General features: G+C 71.5%; 4 protein-coding genes and 1 pseudogene. 1 reads left to right on the top strand and 4 read right to left on the bottom strand.

The window, feature by feature from the left end; all coding sequences use genetic code 11:
• Positions 1–47: 47 nt before the first annotated feature.
• Complete coding sequence (locus tag AB0I06_RS34180) at positions 48–449, top strand: SseB family protein (RefSeq protein ID WP_363122757.1); 402 nt, start codon at positions 48–50, stop codon at positions 447–449.
• A 30-nt stretch (positions 450–479) separates the two neighbouring features.
• Here the strand turns inward: AB0I06_RS34180 and AB0I06_RS34175 are convergent, their stop codons facing one another.
• The 4 genes and pseudogenes from AB0I06_RS34175 to AB0I06_RS34160 all read right to left on the bottom strand — a co-directional run.
• Complete coding sequence (locus AB0I06_RS34175; protein ID WP_363122756.1) at positions 480–869, bottom strand: MarR family transcriptional regulator; 390 nt, start codon at positions 867–869, stop codon at positions 480–482.
• A 74-nt stretch (positions 870–943) separates the two neighbouring features.
• A complete protein-coding gene (locus AB0I06_RS34170; RefSeq protein WP_363122755.1) occupies positions 944–1975 on the bottom strand; it encodes a LacI family DNA-binding transcriptional regulator in 1032 nt (343 codons plus the stop codon).
• Positions 1972–2883: a carbohydrate ABC transporter permease gene (locus AB0I06_RS34165; protein WP_363122754.1), complete on the bottom strand. Its 912-nt coding sequence runs from the start codon at positions 2881–2883 to the stop codon at positions 1972–1974. The genes AB0I06_RS34170 and AB0I06_RS34165 overlap by 4 nt, the downstream gene beginning before the upstream one ends.
• Positions 2880–3093 (bottom strand): annotated as a pseudogene (locus tag AB0I06_RS34160) (sugar ABC transporter permease); the annotation flags it as partial. The gene AB0I06_RS34165 and the pseudogene AB0I06_RS34160, both read right to left, overlap by 4 nt.

Here is a 3093-nt window from a genome sequence, read left to right as displayed (position 1 = left end):
CATGTCCCCGGGCTGGCCGCACGACCGCCGCTACCAGGGAATCTGCCATGGAGACACCCGCAAACGACCCCACGCCGACGCCCGCCCAGCGGGCACTGGACGTCCTCGCCGAGAACACCGAGGACGCGGCGGCTCTGGACGCGCTCGCCAACAGCGACGTGCTCATCCCCGTGCCCGACGACGCGGCCGACGCCGACGCCGTCCATCCCACGGCGGTGGCGCTGCCGGTGCTGGAGCAGCCGGGCGGCGAACCGGTGGTACCCGTGTTCACCTCCGAGATGGAGATGGCCGGGCTGCTGCCGTTCGTCTCCCGCTACCGCCTGGTGCCGCTCGGCGCCCTCGCCGCGCAGTGGCCGGCCGACGACCTGTCGCTCACCATCGACGGCAGTTCGGAACACCGCCTGACGCTCACCTCGGAGGGAGTGCGCACCTTGCTGGCACGCCAGTGAAGCGACCGGCCCGGTCCGGACCCGGGCGGATCAGCCGCCCAGCGTCCGGGCCAGTGCCGCCCGCTGGAGGGGCAGCACCTGCGCGTGCAGGTCACGGCCCTTGGGCGTGAGGGAGACCCACACGCCCCGCCGGTCCTCGGCGCACACCGACCGTGTCACCAGCCCGTCCTTCTCCAGCCGGGCGATCAGCCGCGACAGCGCGCTCTGGCTGAGGTGGACCCGCCCCACGAGGTTCTGCACCCGGCACTGCTCGCCCTCCTCGGGCGCCGCGGTCGCGAGCATGTCCAGAACCTCGAAGTCGGAGGCGCCCAGACCGTGCGGATGCAGCGCACGGTCGATCTCGCACATCGTGCGCGCATGGGCCGACAGGATGTCCCGCCACCGGTCCTCGAGCTGCCCACCAGCCGTTTTCGACGCCATAGGGGAACGGTAACACCGGCGCGGGATTCCATGACCGTGCATGGAGTGCGGGCCCGCACTCCGGCTGCGCGGCGCTACGTCGACTCCCGCCGCACCAGCTCCGTCGGCAGGATCACCGCCGCCGGGTCCTCGCCCCCGATCTGCGCGAGCAGCACCCTCACCATCTCGGCGCTGATGCGGTCCCAGGGCTGCCGGATGGTCGTCAGCTCGGGGCTTGAGGCCACCGCGGCGGGTGAGTCGTCGAAACCGCCGACCGCCACATCCTGCGGCACCCGCCGCCCCGCCCGCTGGAGGGCCGCGAGCACGCCCTGCGCCATGAGGTCGGAGGCCACGAACACCGCGTCGACGTCCGGGGCCTGCGCCAGCAGCCGCTCGGCGCCCGCCTCGCCGCTCGCCCGGCTGTAGTCGCCGGAGACGACCAGCCGCTCGTCGAACTCCAGGCCCGCCTGCGCGAGCACCTCCTTGTAGCCGGCGAGGCGCTCGACACCGCCGGGGGTGTCCAGCGGACCGGTCACCGTGCCCACCCGGCGCCGCCCGAGCGACAGCAGATGGCGCACCATGTCCCGGGCGCCGTCACGGTCGTCGGCGGCCACGTAACTCACCTTGGAGGCCACCCCGATCGGCTTGCCGCACGCGACCAGCGGCACCCCTGCCTCGCGCAGCCGCTCGACGACCGGATCACCGGAGTGACTGGAGACGAGCAGCACTCCGTCGACGTGTCCGGCGGTGATGTACCGCGTGATCCGCCGCCGTTCGTCCTCGGTGCCGGCCAGCATCAGCAGCAGCGGGATGTCGTGCGCGGCGAGCGCCTGGGTGCAGCCGCGCAGCAGGACGTTGAAGTTGGGATCCTCGAAGAACCGCTCCTGCGGCTCCGTGAGCAGGAAGCCGACCGAGTCCGAGCGTCCGGTGATCAGGGAGCGGGCGTGCCGGTTGACCACGTAACCCGTCCTGCGGATGGCCGCGTTGACCGCCTCCTGGGCGGCCGGGCTGACGTAGTGGCCGCCGTTGAGTACGCGCGAGACGGTGCCGCGCGAGACTCCCGCCTCGCGCGCCACGTCATGGATCGTGGGCGGCCTGCGCCTGCCTCCCGCAGCGTTCATGGTCACGACTTTACGGCTCCGGAGAGCAGATCCAGGCTCCAGAAGCGCTGGATGACCAGGAAGAGGGCGATCAGCGGCAGCACGGCGAGGAACGCGCCCGTGATGACCAGGGTGTACAGGGCCGGGGTGTTGGCGCCCTGCTCCAGCAACGTGAACAGACCGAGGGTGATCGGGAACTTCTCGTCGTCGCTGAGCATGATGTACGGCAGCAGGAAGTTGTTCCAGATCGCCACGAACTGGAACAGGAACACCGTCACCATCCCGGGGATCATCATCGGCAGCGCGATGCGGGTGAAGATCCGCCACTCGCTCGCCCCGTCCATGCGCCCCGCCTCGACCACGTCGGACGGCACCGCGGCGGCCGCGTAGATCCGCGCGAGGTAGACGCCGTAGGGGAAGAGGATCTGCGGCAGCAGGACGGACAGGTGCGAGTCGGTGAGATCGGCCTTCGCCAGCAGCAGGTACTGGGGGACGGCCAGGATCACCGGCGGCATCAGCACACCCGCGAGCAGCACGTTGAAGAGCGCCTCGCGGCCTCGGAAGCGGTAGATCGCGAGCGCGTAGCCGCTGACCGCCGACACGACCGTCGACAGCAGCGCCCCGAGACCGGCGTACAGCGCGGAGTTGCCCATCCACTTCCAGTAGACGCCGTCCCGGTAGGCGTTCAGGTCCCGGACGTTGGCGGTGAAGCCCGTGCCCGGCAGGAACGTGAAGGTGGAGAACAGTTCGCGCCCGGACTTGGTGGCGGCGATGACCACCCAGGCGACCGGCAGCAGGCAGTACAGCGCGCCCAGCAGCAGGGTGACGGTGGGGATCAGGGCGATCCGGCGGCGCAGCGGCGGACGGCGGTCCCGGGCGGCGCCCGGCGTGCTGCCCGCCCTCGGCTCCGCCTGGGGAACGGCGAGGGAGCTCATCGAGCGGCCTCCTGCTTCTGACGACGGTTCACGGCCCGCAGGAAGCCGAAGGAGAGGAGGAGCGTGGCGAAGGCGATGATCACGGCCTGCGCCGCGGCCCCGTGGATGTCACCCTCGCCGAAGGCGTCCCGGTACACCTTCATCAGCGCCGAGCCGGAGACCCTGGTCGAGGCACTCACCACCCTCCACGCCCGGGGCGTGAGCGTCGAC

This window comes from Streptomyces sp. NPDC050674 (genome assembly GCF_040654575.1).
Taxonomy (GTDB): Bacteria; Actinomycetota; Actinomycetes; order Streptomycetales; family Streptomycetaceae; genus Streptomyces.
The sequence above is the reverse complement of the archived record's forward strand: the minus strand, read 5'-3'. Positions and strand labels throughout refer to the sequence as shown.